Annotated in this window: 15 protein-coding genes; 8 read left to right on the forward strand and 7 right to left on the reverse strand. The window is 63.8% G+C overall.

The features are described 5' to 3' along the window. Positions 1-112: 112 nt before the first annotated feature. Together leuD and leuC are read right to left on the reverse strand one after the other, a co-directional pair. Positions 113-727 carry a 3-isopropylmalate dehydratase small subunit gene (leuD, locus tag HX815_RS20760; protein WP_003208984.1) on the reverse strand — a complete coding sequence of 205 codons (615 nt, stop codon included), beginning with the start codon at positions 725-727 and terminating at the stop codon, positions 113-115. Then, a complete protein-coding gene (leuC, locus tag HX815_RS20765; RefSeq protein WP_177028807.1) occupies positions 724-2,145 on the reverse strand; it encodes a 3-isopropylmalate dehydratase large subunit in 1,422 nt (473 codons plus the stop codon). The genes leuD and leuC overlap by 4 nt, the downstream gene beginning before the upstream one ends. Positions 2,146-2,396: 251 nt before the next feature. On the opposite strand from leuC, the gene HX815_RS20770 reads away from it, so the two are divergent. The 8 genes from HX815_RS20770 to HX815_RS20805 are packed head-to-tail and all read left to right on the forward strand — an operon-like array spanning position 2,397 to position 8,551. After that, entirely contained in the window at positions 2,397-3,599 is a 1,203-nt protein-coding gene (locus tag HX815_RS20770) for a PepSY domain-containing protein (protein WP_008431658.1), read from the forward strand. After that, the gene (locus HX815_RS20775; RefSeq protein ID WP_008431660.1) at positions 3,596-4,135 is read left to right on the forward strand and encodes a hypothetical protein; all 540 of its coding nucleotides are present in this window, start codon (positions 3,596-3,598) and stop codon (positions 4,133-4,135) included. Before HX815_RS20770 ends, HX815_RS20775 begins: the two co-directional genes overlap by 4 nt. Continuing rightward, positions 4,132-4,461, forward strand: coding sequence for a hypothetical protein (locus tag HX815_RS20780; RefSeq protein ID WP_003208992.1), 330 nt, complete (start codon positions 4,132-4,134; stop codon positions 4,459-4,461). Before HX815_RS20775 ends, HX815_RS20780 begins: the two co-directional genes overlap by 4 nt. Continuing rightward, a complete protein-coding gene (locus HX815_RS20785) occupies positions 4,458-5,018 on the forward strand; it encodes a DUF6162 family protein (RefSeq protein ID WP_102605703.1) in 561 nt (186 codons plus the stop codon). The genes HX815_RS20780 and HX815_RS20785 overlap by 4 nt, the downstream gene beginning before the upstream one ends. Positions 5,019-5,044: 26 nt before the next feature. Next, positions 5,045-5,965: a metal ABC transporter substrate-binding protein gene (locus tag HX815_RS20790; RefSeq protein ID WP_023659272.1), complete on the forward strand. Its 921-nt coding sequence runs from the start codon at positions 5,045-5,047 to the stop codon at positions 5,963-5,965. Then, entirely contained in the window at positions 5,962-6,708 is a 747-nt protein-coding gene (locus tag HX815_RS20795) for a metal ABC transporter ATP-binding protein (protein WP_177028808.1), read from the forward strand. The genes HX815_RS20790 and HX815_RS20795 overlap by 4 nt, the downstream gene beginning before the upstream one ends. Next, complete coding sequence (locus tag HX815_RS20800) at positions 6,705-7,604, forward strand: metal ABC transporter permease (protein ID WP_003208998.1); 900 nt, start codon at positions 6,705-6,707, stop codon at positions 7,602-7,604. The genes HX815_RS20795 and HX815_RS20800 overlap by 4 nt, the downstream gene beginning before the upstream one ends. Next, positions 7,604-8,551 (forward strand): metal ABC transporter solute-binding protein, Zn/Mn family, encoded by a 948-nt coding sequence (locus tag HX815_RS20805; protein ID WP_003208999.1) that lies wholly within the window; start codon positions 7,604-7,606, stop codon positions 8,549-8,551. Before HX815_RS20800 ends, HX815_RS20805 begins: the two co-directional genes overlap by 1 nt. 149 nt (positions 8,552-8,700) lie before the next feature. On the opposite strand, the gene HX815_RS20810 is transcribed toward HX815_RS20805, so the two are convergent. The 5 genes from HX815_RS20810 to HX815_RS20830 all read right to left on the reverse strand — a co-directional run bounded on the left by HX815_RS20810 (position 8,701) and on the right by HX815_RS20830 (position 13,453). After that, positions 8,701-8,925 carry an MbtH family protein gene (locus tag HX815_RS20810; RefSeq protein ID WP_003209001.1) on the reverse strand — a complete coding sequence of 75 codons (225 nt, stop codon included), beginning with the start codon at positions 8,923-8,925 and terminating at the stop codon, positions 8,701-8,703. Positions 8,926-9,005: 80 nt separating this feature from the next. Continuing rightward, complete coding sequence (locus HX815_RS20815; protein ID WP_003209003.1) at positions 9,006-10,406, reverse strand: aspartate aminotransferase family protein; 1,401 nt, start codon at positions 10,404-10,406, stop codon at positions 9,006-9,008. Positions 10,407-10,556: 150 nt separating this feature from the next. Continuing rightward, the gene (locus HX815_RS20820; RefSeq protein ID WP_003209007.1) at positions 10,557-11,330 is read right to left on the reverse strand and encodes an N-acetylmuramoyl-L-alanine amidase; all 774 of its coding nucleotides are present in this window, start codon (positions 11,328-11,330) and stop codon (positions 10,557-10,559) included. 123 nt (positions 11,331-11,453) lie between these two features. Beyond that, positions 11,454-12,773: an ATP-binding protein gene (locus tag HX815_RS20825; RefSeq protein ID WP_008431673.1), complete on the reverse strand. Its 1,320-nt coding sequence runs from the start codon at positions 12,771-12,773 to the stop codon at positions 11,454-11,456. Continuing rightward, positions 12,773-13,453, reverse strand: a complete 681-nt coding sequence (locus HX815_RS20830; protein ID WP_003209011.1) for a response regulator — start codon at positions 13,451-13,453, stop codon at positions 12,773-12,775. Before HX815_RS20830 ends, HX815_RS20825 begins: the two co-directional genes overlap by 1 nt. Between the last annotated feature and the right edge of the window lie 56 nt (positions 13,454-13,509).

Consider the following 13,509-nt stretch of genomic DNA (forward strand, 5'->3'; position numbering starts at 1 on the left):
CACTCAAGCCGGCCGGGAGGCCGCTGGGCTCTTGATTTTGATCTGACTGCCCCATCCAGCCCGAGGCCGAACGCAGGCAGTGCGCAGCAGCCAACCTGCAACTACAGCCCCATCACCCGAGCCAAGGATTGGCCGCCAAATGCTCACGCTCAAACGCCTTGATCTGCTCACTGCGCTGCAACGTCGTGCCAATAGCATCCAACCCCAACAACAACGCAGTCTTGCGCAACGTATCGATCTGGAACGCAATCACCTGCCCGTCCGCCAAAAGGATCTCCTGCGCCTCCAGGTCCACACTGATCTGCGCCTGCTCAGGCTGACTCACCATCTGCCCCAACCGCTGCAACACCGCCTCCTCCAGCGTGATCAACAACACCCCGTTACGCTGGCAGTTGTCATAGAAAATTCCCGCAAAGCTGCTGCCGATCAACGCGCGAATGCCCATCTGCTTCAAGCCCCACACCGCATGCTCCCGGCTGGAACCACAGCCGAAGTTCGGCCCCACTACCATAAAACTCGCGCCCTGCCAGGCCGGCTGGTTCAGCACAAATTGCGGGTCAGGCTCCCCCGAGGGCAAAAAGCGCAAATCAAAGAACAACCCGCGGTCCAGCCCGTTGCGGTCGATGCCCTTGAGAAACTGCTTGGGCATGATCACGTCGGTGTCGATATTGGCCGCCAGCATCGGCGCCGCCTTGCCGGTGATCCGAGTGAAGGGTTGCAAGCTCATGTGCGGTCTCCAAAGTGGCGAATATCCGTCAGCCGGCCAGTGATGGCCGCAGCGGCGACCATGGCCGGGCTCATCAGGTGCGTGCGGGCACCCGCACCCTGGCGGCCTTCGAAATTGCGGTTGGTGCTGGAGGCGCAGCGGTCGCCCGGCTCCAGCACGTCGTCGTTCATCGCCAGGCACATCGAGCAGCCCGACTGGCGCCATTCAAACCCGGCGTCGATAAAGATCGCGGCAAGGCCTTCGGCTTCGGCCTGGTCACGCACTTCGGTGGAGCCCGGCACGATCATCGCCCGCACATGGTCGGCCACGTGCTTGCCGCGCACCACGCTGGCGGCGTCGCGCAGGTCTTCGATGCGGGCGTTGGTGCAGGAGCCGATAAACGCGTGGCTGATCACAATGTCGCTCAACGGCATGCCCGCTTCCAGGCCCATGTAGTTCAAGGCACGGCGCATGTCCTGGCGCAGGATCAGGTCGCTGATGTCTTGCGGGTCCGGCACGCGGGCACCGATGGGCGCGGCCTGGTCGGGGCTGGTGCCCCAGGTGACCATCGGCTCAAGGGCGCTGGCATCCAGCTGCACTTCGAGGTCGAACACCGCGTCGGCATCCGAGTGCAGTTGGCGCCAGCCCACCAGGGCGCGTTCCCACAACTCGCCCTTCGGCGCGCGTGGCTTGCCCTTGAAGTAGGCGAAGACTTTTTCATCCGGCGCCATGAACGCTCCACGTGCGCCGGCTTCCACCGCCATGTTGCAAATGGTCATGCGCGCCTCGACGCTCAAGGCATCGATGGTCGACCCACAAAACTCAATGGCGTAGCCGGTGGCTCCCGAAGCGCCGATCTTGCCGATCAGCGCCATGATCACGTCCTTGGAGGTCAGCCCACGGGCCAGTTCGCCGTCCACGGTCACACGCAGGCTTTTCAGACGCTTGTAGACCAGGGTTTGCGAGGCCAGCAAATGCTCGATTTCCGAGGTGCCAATGCCAAAGCCGAACGCGCCCAAGGCACCGTAGGTGGTGGTGTGGCTGTCGCCGGCGGCGATTACCATGCCCGGCAGGATAAAACCCTGTTCCGGGGCGATCACGTGTTCGATGCCCTGGCGCTTGTCGAGGATATCCAACAGCTCGATCCCGAAATCCCGGCAGTTTTCCGCCAGGTACGACACCTGGCGCGCACCGCCCGCATCCGGCATGGTCGCGATGCGCTTGGGCGTGGTGGGGTTCACATGGTCGACCACCGCCAACGCCGTACCGGGCCGCCACACACCACGGCCCGCCTCGCGCAAGCCGCTGAAAGCTTGCGGGCTGGTGTATTCATTGATCACCTGGCGGTCGATGTACAGCAGCACATGGCCCTGGTCATCCAGGCGGCACACCGTGTGGGAATCGATGTGTTTGTCGTAGAGGGTTCTGGCAGAAGTCATTATGGGGCTCGCTCAACGGTATGCCCCCATCATAGGCAGCGCCCCCGCCCCATCAATCCCGCCTTGGTGATGGCTCGGAACATGTTTCGTGTTGCATGAGTGCGTATCTGAAACATTTACTTTCATATCCGCCTTAGGGTTTTGCGTTTCTCATCCGTCTTAACTTAGATACAGCCGCTCGCGTCAGCAAAAGCTACGGGTGGCGTTTTCCGGGCCTTTACCGCCTCCCTCCGATCAAGACCCTCATTCACATGTCGAAGAAGTCACGCTCAAAACTCTGGTTTCTCGTGCACAGCTGGCTGGCATTGCCCATCTGGTTCTTTGTGCTGATCGTCTGCGTCACCGGCACCCTGGCGGTGGTCAGCCAGGAGATCGTCTGGCTGGCCAACCCGGACATCCGCGCCAGCAAGCCGTCGGACGATGCCGAACCGCTCACCTACGACCAGGTGATCGGCGCCATCAAGCGCGCCGAACCCCAGGTGATCGTCGAATCCCTGAGCCGCCCGGACGAATCGCACTTCGCCCTCAGCGCCGACCTCAGCTACCCCGACGGGCGCTCGCTGGAGGTCTACGTCAACCCATACACCGGGGTGATCCAGGGCATCAGCCCATCGTTCAACTTCCAGCAATTTACCCGTGCCCTGCATGGCTGGTGGCTGGTGCCTTTCACCAATGGCTACAGCTGGGGCTGGTACCTGGTCTCGCTGCTGGGCTTGCCGCTGCTGGCCTCGCTGGTCACCGGCCTCGTGGTCTACAAGCGTTTCTGGAAAGGTTTTTTCAGGCCGACCCTGCGCATTCGTCACGGTGCGCGGATTTTCTGGGGCGACTTCCACCGGTTGAGCGGCATCTGGTCGATCTGGTTTATCGCGGTGATTTCCATCACAGGCACCTGGTTCCTGATCCAGGCGATCCTGGGTGATAACCAGATCACCATTTCCAGCGAGCCGATCGTCCCGGCGATTGCCCGCGACAAAGTGCCGATGTCCGCCCCGGGCGTACCGGCGCCCATGATTCCCCTGGACGAGGCGATCAACATCGCCACCCAGCGCATTCCCGGGCTTGAGGCCAGCTTCGTGAGCCTGCCCAGCAACGCCTACAGCCACCTGCGCATCGGCGGGCGTGGCTGGTACCCGCTGATGTTCCAGACCGCGGAAATCAACCCGTACAACGGCGAAATCGCCGCCTCGCACCTGCTGTCCGACCGTTCGGCCCTGGAGTTCGTCACCGAATCCATGCGCCCGTTGCACACCGGGGACTTTGGCGGGATCTGGATCAAGCTTATCTGGGCCTTCTTCGGCCTGGTGCTGAGCATGATGGTCTTGAGCGGCTTGCTGATCTGGACCAAACGCACGGCCCTGGCCACCCTCAATGCGCTGAAACGCGAAGCCAAGGCAGCCCGTCAACCGGCGAAAACCCAGGCCTTGCAGGCTGAGACCACGGAGGCCACCCCATGAACAAGGCCATGACGGTTCAACCCCCCTCGCCCCTGCGGGCCTTCTGGCTCAAATGGCGCTTCCACATCAATATCCTGCTGTTGCTGGTGCCCCTGGGCTTCATGCCCAAGTACTTTGCCGACGCGGCCCTGTTTCGCGGCGACAGCGGCCTGGGCGAACGGGAGATCGGCGAAGTACAGGTCGGCCCCTGGAGCCTGAAGCTCGCCGAGCTACGCAACGAGCCGCCGCGCCCGGACCCGGCAGGCCCGATGAAATCCTTCAACGCTGCCCTGTGTGCCACGTGCATCGACCAGGTCAAGGCGACCTACCTGCGTATCGGCAAGCCTCGCAGCCTGCGGGCGGCCGGGGTGATTTTCTTCGGCACCCCATACCGCATGGGCGCCGCGTTGCCGATCCCTGAGCGCACCCCGCTGGACGCCGAAGTGTGGATCACCATGGAAGGCTGGGACGGCGCCATGCACCAGGCCTCCATTCCCTTGAGCCAGGCATCGCCGGCCACCATCGACTGGCTGAAAAAACGAGGAGTTAAACCATGACTTTGCCGCAACTGGCCCGCACCGTTGGCGCGCTGATCCTCAGTGCCGGTTTCAGTACCGTCGCCCTCGCCCACAACCCGATGTGCGAATGCAAGGAAATCGCCGGCGAGCAGATCCAGTGCACCGGTGGTTTCTCCGATGGCAGCGGTGCCCCCGGCGTGACCCTGGATGTGATCGGCTACGACGAGACCATCCTGGTGCCAGGCAAGCTGGGAGAAGACTCGAAGCTGACCTTCAAGAAACCCTCCGCCGAGTTCTACGTGTTGTTTGATGCCGGCCCCGGCCACGTGGTGGAAATCGACCAAGCGGATATCCAGCCCCAATGAGCCGTACAACCCAAGTCGTGCGCCCGGCCGGTGCCGGGCACGAAACCCTGTATGTCCTGCTGTTGTGCCTGATCATCCTCGCCGTTGCCGGCACGGTGGTGGCCTTGCGCGGTGAAAGCCAGGAGATCGCCGCCGTGCCCAGCCACCAACTGGACGCCCGCCGCGACCTCAGCGCCGCCGAGCAAGGCATCTACGCCGACCTGCGGGTGACCCTGGATGAAATCCACTTGCTGCAGGAGGAACACAGCGCCCTGCCGACGCCTGAACAGCTGGCCGAAGAGGGCTTCGCGCCCTTCGCCCAGGACGCCAGTTCGGTGAGCCGTGGCGACCACCGCTGGCAGTTGCTGGACGCGGCCTATCTGGGCCTGAGCCAGACGCCGGACCTCAGCGGTTCGCTGTTGATGCGCATCCGCGGCGCCGAGCCGGATATCTGGCTCAACCGCAGCGCCCACCTCACCGCCCCCACCGACCTCACTGACCAGGCGCTGATCAGCGCGGGCTGGCAGCAGGTAGTCGCGCAATTCGATGCCGGTGTCACCCGCCAGCATCGTCACTGAATTCACGTTGCAGCCGAGAGAAGACCATGTCTATTTCATCTCCATTATTACGTCTGGTGCTGGTCGGCCTGATCACCGTGCTGCTGGCCCCGTTCGCCAGTGCCGACCCGGCAAAGCGCCTGCGCATCGGCATCACCCTGCACCCGTATTACAGCTACGTCGCCAATATCGTCGGCGACAAGGCTGAAGTTGTCCCGCTGATCCCGGCCGGTTTCAATCCCCATGCCTACGAACCCCGCGCCGAAGACATCAAACGCATCGGCACCCTTGATGTGATCGTGCTCAACGGCGTCGGCCATGACGATTTCGCCGACCGCATGATCGCCACCAGCGAGCGCCCGGACATCCCGGTGATCGAGGCCAACGCCAACGTGCCGCTGCTGGCCGCCACCGGCAACGCTGCGCGCGGTGCGGGCAAGGTGGTCAACCCGCACACCTTCCTGTCCATCAGCGCCTCGATTGCCCAGGTGAACAACATTGCCCGGGAACTGGGCAAACTCGACCCGGACAACGCCAAGACCTACACCCAGAACGCCCGCGCCTACGGCAAGCGCCTGCGCCAGATGCGCGCCGACGCCCTGGCCAAGCTCACCAGCGCGCCCAACCCCGACCTGCGGGTGGCCACCGTGCACGCGGCATATGACTACCTGCTGCGGGAATTCGGCCTGGAAGTCACCGCCGTGGTGGAACCGGCCCACGGCATCGAGCCGAGCCCCAGCCAGTTGAAGAAGACCATCGACCAACTGCGGGAACTGGACGTGAAAGTGATCTTCTCGGAGATGGATTTCCCGTCCAGCTACGTCGACACCATCCAGCGTGAATCCGGGGTGAAGCTGTACCCGCTGTCGCATATTTCCTATGGCGACTACAGCGCGGAAAAATACGAAGTGGAAATGACCGGCAACCTCAACACCGTGGTGCGGGCGATTCAGGAGTCCGGGGCATGACGGCGGCTGAACACCTGAGTGTGGCCAGCGTTGGCCCGACCGTCGACTTCGATAACGTCGCGCTGACCCTGGGCCGTACGGTGATCCTCGATGCAGTGAGTTTCCAGGTGCAGCCCGGCAGCATCCATGCGCTGGTGGGCCCCAACGGCGGCGGCAAAAGCTCGCTGATCAAGACCCTGCTGGGGCAAACGCCGCACCAGGGCCAGTTGAGCCTGCATTGGCCGGATGCACCCGGCACCATCGGCTACGTGCCCCAGGCGCTGGAGTTCGACCGGGGCTTGCCGATGACCGTCGACGATTTCATGGCCGCGATGTGCCAGCGGCGTCCGGCGTTTCTCGGGCTGTCCAAACATTACGCCGCCGCGATTGGCGACGCACTGGAACGGGTCGGCATGCAGGACAAGCGCAAGCGGCGCATGGGTGCGCTGTCTGGCGGTGAACGCCAGCGGGTGCTGTTGGCCCAGGGCTTGATCCCGGCACCGCAATTGCTGGTGCTGGACGAACCGATGTCGGCGCTGGACGAAGCCGGGATCCAGGTGTTCGAGCGGCTGCTGAACGACTGGCGCCAGGCCGGGATCACCGTGCTGTGGATCGAACACGACCTGGAAGCCGTCGGCCGCCTGGCCGATCGCGTCACCGGCCTGAACCGCCGTGTGCTGTTCGACGCCACGCCGAAAGAGGCACTGACCCCGGACCGCCTGCTGACCCTGTTCTCCACCCACCCACGGAGCCCGGCCTTATGAGCTATGAAGCCTTTCGTCTGATGGTCCAGGGCTGGGCGTCTTCCGGGTATCTGCCGGAAGCGCTGGCCTATGGATTTGTAGTCAACGCCCTGCTCGCCGGCCTGCTGATCGGCCCGGTGCTGGGTGGTTTGGGCACCCTGGTGGTGGTCAAGCGCTTTGCGTTCTTTTCCGAAGCCGTGGGCCATGCCGCACTGACCGGCGTGGCCGTGGGCATTCTGCTGGGGGAACCGTATACCGGGCCTTACGGCAGCCTGTTCGGCTACTGCCTGCTGTTCGGGATCCTGCTCAACTACTTGCGCAACCGCACCGGCCTGGCGCCGGACACGCTGATCGGCGTATTCCTCTCGGTGTCCCTGGCCCTGGGCGCGAGCCTGCTGCTCATTCTGGCGGGCAAGATCAACGTGCACATTCTCGAAAACGTGCTGTTCGGCTCGGTGCTGACCGTCAACGGCAATGACCTGTTGGTGCTGGCGATTGTCGGCGCGCTGGTGATGGCCCTGGCCCTGCCGCTGTACAACCGCATCATGCTCGCCAGCTTCAACCCGCAGTTGGCGGCGGTGCGCGGGGTGGCGGTGAAGACCCTGGACTACCTGTTCGTGATCCTGGTGACCCTGATCACCGTGGCGGCGGTCAAGGTCATCGGCGCGATCCTGGTGGGTGCGTTGCTGGTGATTCCGGCGGCCGCCGCACGCCTGTTGAGCCAGTCGCTCAAGGGCTTCTTCTGGATCTCGGTGGTGATCGCCACCGTCAGCACCCTGTGCGGGATCCTGCTGCCGATCATCTTCGACCTGCCGATTCCGTCCGGTGCCGCGATCATCCTGGTAGCCGGTATCGCCTTCGCCCTCGCCGCCATCGCCCGCGGCACGGTCCCCAGCCTGAAAGGGAATCTTGGATAATGCGCCCGATGTTTCGACCACTGCTTCTGGCCCTGGCCATCGCCACACCGGCATTCGCCGCCGACGGCGTCAAGCCACTACAGATCACCGCCAACCAAGGCGTTGGCCATGCTGCCTTGAACCAGGCCAAGGCGACAAAACCGGTGAAAGTCCTCGCCGCCTTGCCGATCACCTATGGCTTGGCGCAGGTGTTGCTCAAAGGCACTGATGTGCAGCTTGAGCGCGCGGCACCGGCCAACCTGCCCGGCTCGCGGCAAGTCGCCTATTTCACCGGGCGCGGTGCGCAGGCGCTGAACACCCTGGCGCTGGACGCCGATGCAGCCATCGGCCTGCGCTCGCTGTGGCCCGACGACCCGCTGTACCCGGTGGCCCGGCGCAGCAATATCCGCATCGTCGAAGTCGACGCCGCGCGCCCGGTGGACGGCGGCTTGCCGGGGATTGCCGTGCAGCCGGGCGCCACCGACGGCCTGAACAGCCAGCCGTGGCAAGCCAGCAACAACATGGGGCGCATGGCCGATGTGATGGCCGCCGACCTGAGCCGCCTGGCGCCCGAGGCCAAGCCGCAGATCGAAGCCAACCTGGCCGCGCTCAAGCAACGCCTGCTCAAGCTCACCGCCGACAGCGAAGCGCGACTGGCCAAGGCCGATAACCTGACGGTGGCCAGCTTGAGCGATCACTTTGGTTATCTCGTCAGTGGCTTGAACCTGGAACTGGTCAGCACCGATGCAAGGGCGGATACCGAGTGGACACCCGAGGCGTTGCAGCAACTGAGCGAAGGCTTGAAGGAGAATGAGGTGGCCGTGGTGCTGCATCACCGCAAGCCAAGCGATGCAGTGCAGGCGGCGGTCACGGCGGGCGGGGCGAAGTTGCTGGTGCTGGGCACCGATGGCGCCGACCCGGTGGCGGAACTGGAAGGCAATGTGGATCAGGTGATCAAGGCGCTGTAACGCGCCTCTCACCGGCGAAACACAGTAAATGTGGGAGCGGGCTTGCTCGCGAATGCGGTGTGACAGTCAACACATACGGTGACTGAAACAACGCCTTCGCGAGCAAGCCCGCTCCCACATTTGAGTCGGTGTTATGCCCGAGGTCCGGGTCAGCCGGCAAGTGCCTGGCTATCCATCTTCTGGCGCAAGCTCAGCGGACGCATGTCGGTCCACACTTCTTCGATGTAGGCCAGGCACTCTTTCTTCATCCCGCTCTTGCCCACGGTGCGCCAGCCTTCCGGCACGGCCTTGTAGTCGGGCCAGATGGAATATTGTTCTTCATGGTTGACCACTACCTGAAACAGGATGTCTTCGCGGTCGAATACTGAGGTCATTGCTGTTCTCCGTCGGGGTAAGGCTGGCTGCGCACCACGCACAGCTGATGTAAGAAGGAACGTGCCAGCCCGATAAAAAATTAGAGGCTGGTGACCGACGCCGCCAGGGCGCGACCAAAAATCTCGGCCACACGGTCGATTTCTGCGGCAGTAATCACCAGCGGTGGCAGGAAACGCACGACGCTGCCGTGTCGCCCGCCCAGTTCGAGAATCAAGCCGCGCTTGAGGCATTCACGCTGCACCAGCGGCGCCAGTTGGCGATGCACCGGCGGGTGGCCCTGGGCATCAGGCGCACCGGCGGGGTCCACCAGTTCCACACCGAGCATCAGCCCACGGCCACGAATGTCTCCCAACTGCGGGAAGTCGCGCTGCAGGATGCGCAGGTGTTCGCCGAGGCGCTCGCCCATGGCGGCCGCGTGGGCGGGAATGTCGTGGTCCTTGAGGTAACGCATCACCGCCGAGCCGGCCGCCATGGCCATCTGATTGCCACGGAAGGTCCCGGCATGGGCGCCCGGCAACCAGGTGTCGAGCCAGTCGCGATACACCACCACCGCCAGCGGCAGGCTGCCGCCGATGGCTTTGGACAGCACGACCACGTCCGGGACAATGCCGGCATGTTCGAAGGCAAACATCTTGCCGGTGCGACCAAAGCCGCTCTGGATTTCGTCGACAATCAACGCCACACCAGCCTGCTCGGTAATGCGCCGCAGGCCGCGCAGCCAGTCGAGATCAGCCGGGATCACGCCGCCCTCGCCTTGCACCACCTCGACGATCACCGCCGCCGGCAGCAATACACCGGCCTCGGGATCGTTGAGCAGGTTTTCCAGATAATGCAGGTTGACCTTGACCCCTTCCGCGCCGCCCAGCCCGAACGGGCAACGGTAGTCATACGGGAATGGCAGGAATTGCACGCCATTGCCGAGCAACGCGCCCAGTGGCTTCTTCGGCCCCAGGCTGCCCATCAGGCTCAGGGCGCCTTGGCTCATGCCGTGATAACCGCCCTGGAATGACAACACCGTGCTCCGCCCGGTGGCGGTGCGCACCAGTTTCAGCGCGGCTTCCACCGCATCGGTGCCGGTGGGGCCGCAGAACTGGATCTTGGCTTCCCGCGCCAGCGCCGGCGGCAGCAGGCCGAACAGGTCCTGCACGAATTGGTCCTTGACCGGCGTGGTCAGGTCCAGGGTGTGCAACGGCAATTCATCGCTCAGCACCTGGCGAATGGCATCGATCACCACCGGGTGGTTGTGCCCCAGCGCCAGGGTGCCGGCACCGGCCAGGCAATCGATAAAGCTGCGTCCTTCGACGTCCTCGACATAGATCCCGCGGGCGCGCTTGAGCGCCAGGGGAATGCGCCGTGGGTAGCTGCGGGCATTGGATTCCTGCTGGCGCTGGCGGGCCAGCAGCGGGGTTTCATCGAACTGGTAAAGCGTTTCCGCAGGGACCGCCTGGGTCTCTTCGATACGGCTGGTAGCGACTGACATCTCTCGATCCCTCAATACGCTGATGATGGTGACCAAACTGCCCACCCGTTGGCGCCAGGCCCAAGGGCCGCGCACGGATTTCCTGTTCTGGAAACGCATCAGCGAAGGGAGGATTTACACCTGTGGTCGTTAAAAACAGCTTTAGCGGATTTACCCGGCCACCCCGGTGTATTTTTCATTCAACGCATACAGGATCGCGCAGGTCTGCGCATCCAGCCGCCCACTGTAGTCAGAGGGCCGAAAATGCATCTGGAACGCACGGACACGTTGCTGGAAACCCAGGCGATTTTTCGCCGGGGCATAACCGTAGCGCTGGAACGCCCGCTCCACCTCAACCTCTGGCGGCAGGCCGATGTCGAACCGACGTTGATAGGCCATCTTGGCCACCTCTTCATACCAGGCCCCCACGCCCGCCTCGAACAGGCAGCGCCATGGCAAGCGGGGGCCGGGGTCGCTCTTGCGCCAATAGGCAATGTCGGAATGCCCGAGGATGTCGGTAGGACCGATCGCCGGGTAACGCACCTGAATGTCACGAATCAAGGCGATCAACACGTCAATCTGCTCTGCGCCATACGCCGGGAAGGTCAACACACCGGCGTCATCCCGGGCCTGGTTGACGATTTCAATGCCGATGGAGCGGCTGTTGAGGTTATCGCGCCCGGCCCAGTGGCTGGTGCCGGCGTGCCAGGCGCGTTGCGCTTCGTCCACCAGGCGAAATACCCGCAACTCGTCATAGCCGGCGGCGCGGTAGCTGGCGTCATGGGGATCGGCCAACAGGTAGTGGGCACTGAAACCGTCGCGGGTCAGTGCACGCAATGACGAGGCAAAGGGCGCGGCGGTGTAATGCACAATCACCTGGCGCACGGCCTGGCCATTGCGCTCATTGAAGTCGTTTGCGGGATACGTGGAATCGATAACCAACATAGGGGATGTCCTTTTCAACACAGGCCGAGTCATTCAGCCGGTTCAAACACAAAAAAATGACCGCCATCCTGAAGCGTTGCGCTTGAGGATGGCGGTAGCTATGTGTGCTGTGAAAAGAAGGTTTCAGCGCCGCAACGGCATGCCCAGGTCGACGCGCATGCCATCGGCCTGGCTGTCGAATTTCAGGGAGCACGAGCAGCGCTGCACGATGGCCTGGACGATCGCCAACCCCAGGCCGCAACCCGGGCTGTTGCCGTTGCGCCAGAAGCGCTGGGTCAAGTGTTGCAAGTCTTCGCTGGAAATCGGCGCGCCATGGTCACGCACCCGGAACACCACATTGTCGCCAGCGCTGGACACACTCAGCTCCACCCGGGTATCGGCCGGGGTGTGGCGCAGCGCGTTGTCCAGCAGGTTGCGCAGGGCGGCGACGGCCAGGCCCACCGGCATTTCCAAAGGTTTTTCGGACAAACCGTCTGCGAGGATCAGGTCAATACGCTGATTGTCGCCGCCGTTGGCATCCTGGATCGCCAGTTGCGCAACTTGCTCGGCACTCGATTGCAGGCCGTCATCAAACGACAGGCTGCCTTCGACCCGCGCCAGCAGCAGCAACTGCTCAAGGGTGCGGTGCAAGCGGTCGGCGCCCTCTTCAGCATGGGCCAGGGACTGGTCACGGGCGGCGCCTTCGGTCATGCGCGCCACTTGCAGGTGGGTCTTGATCGCGGTCAACGGGCTGCGCAGTTCGTGGGCCGCGTCACCGGTCAAGCGGCGTTCGCGTTCGATGGTCTTGGCGATGCGTTGCAGCAACTGGTTCTGGGTGTCGAGCAGTGGCTTGAGTTCGCTGGGCAGCGGGCTGATCTGCAACGGTTCGAGGGAGTCGGCACTGCGGCGCATCAAGGCGTCACGCATGCGGTTGAGCGGCAACAGGCTCTGGCCGATCCCCAGCCACAACAGGCACAGGCAGCCCAACAATGCCACGCCCACCGGCACCGAGGCGGCCAGCAGGATCGACAGGTTCAACGCTTCACGCTCCACCTGCCGGTCGGCGGTGGTGATAAACAAATCGCCACGGGACAGGGTAAAGCTGCGCCAGCCCACGCCATCAATCATCTGGTCGCGAAAGCCGCTCTTGCGCGACTCCAGGCCCTGGTCCGGCGTGGTGTGGCTGCGGGCCAAAACCACGCCGCGCAAGGAACTGACCTGGCACGCCATACCGCCTGGCACATTCAATTGTTCGGCGCTGAAGTGCGCGCCCTCCCCCGTGCTGGAGAGGCCGGGCATCTGCTCCATCAGCCCCGCCACCATGCGCGCCGACGCCACCAGGCGCTGGTCGAGGGAGAACATCATCTGGTTGCGCAGGTCGTTGAGCATCCACGCGGCGGCCAGGACCCAGATCAGCACGAAGGCTGCGCCGAGCTTGAAGGTCAGCCGCAGGCGCAGGCTCATCACGAAGCGTCCTCTCCACCGTCAGCCGGGCCCAGGCGATAGCCCAGGCCGCGCACGGTTTCGACGATGCCGTTGCCGAGTTTGCGCCGCAGGTGGTGGATGTGCACGTTGAGGGCGTTGCTTTCCAGTTCGTCGTTCAGGCCGTAGACGCTGTCCTTGAGCTGCTCGCTGGAGAGCACCCGGCCGCGGTTCTGCAACAGGGCCTGCAACAGCGCCTGCTCGCGGCGGGACAGGTCCACCGACTCACCGCCCAGCAACGTTTCGCGGCTGCTGGGGTTGTAGGTCAGGCGCCCGTGCTCGATCAGGTTGACGCTGCGGCCGGCTACCCGGCGCAACAGGGTGTGCAGGCGTGCGGCGAGTTCGCGCAGGTCGAAGGGCTTGAGCAGGTAGTCGTCGGCACCGGCCTGCAGGCCGTCGACGCGGTTGGTCACCGAATCCCGTGCGGTCAGGATCAGCACTGGAATCTCCAGGCCCTGGCTGCGCAGTTGCTGCAACAGCTTCAAGCCGTCTTCATCCGGCAGGCCGAGGTCGAGTACCATCACGTCGAATTCCGCCACCTTGAGCATCGCCCGGGCAGCCGCAGCCGTGCCGACGCGCTCGACCGTCAGGCCCTGGGCGCTGAGCCCGGCAACAATGCCGCTGGCGATCAGCTCGTCGTCTTCACAGACCAGTACGTGCATGGTGAACCCTTTGCAAAATGTGAGGGTGATTAAAAAGGCAGTGGATTAAGCGTGCA

The sequence above is a fragment of the Pseudomonas sp. E6002 genome, from assembly GCF_013385565.1.
Taxonomy (GTDB): Bacteria; Pseudomonadota; Gammaproteobacteria; order Pseudomonadales; family Pseudomonadaceae; genus Aquipseudomonas.